The organism is Mesorhizobium sp. (assembly GCF_005063415.1).
Lineage (GTDB): Bacteria > Pseudomonadota > Alphaproteobacteria > Rhizobiales > Rhizobiaceae > Mesorhizobium.
Window position 1 is genome coordinate 1,807 of the sequence record NZ_SUEG01000307.1, and the last position, 276, is coordinate 2,082.

Below are 276 nucleotides of genomic sequence, written 5' to 3' on the forward strand. Positions count from 1 at the left end.
TATGGGCGCCCGAATGGCGGACGCAGCGCTCTGTTCACGCCGCCCGGCGATGCGTCCGGCGCGGAGCGGGTTTCGCACCGGCGCAAGGCGCTGCTGTCTTCCTCGATGGTCGGCTCGACCAATCGCGGCCGTGTGCTGCAAGCCCTGTTCGATCTCGGACCGACCAGTCGCGCCGAACTGGCGCGCATTGCCGGCGTCAACCGCACCACCATTTCTGGAATCGTGCAGCCGCTGATCGACGATCAGGTGCTGGTCGAGAGCGACCCGATTCCTGCC

Annotated in this window: 1 pseudogene; it reads left to right on the forward strand. The window is 67.4% G+C overall.

Features of this window, described 5'->3' with window-relative positions:
* Positions 1–30 precede the first annotated feature (30 nt).
* Positions 31–276, forward strand: a pseudogene (locus E5W70_RS32105) (sugar kinase); the annotation flags it as partial.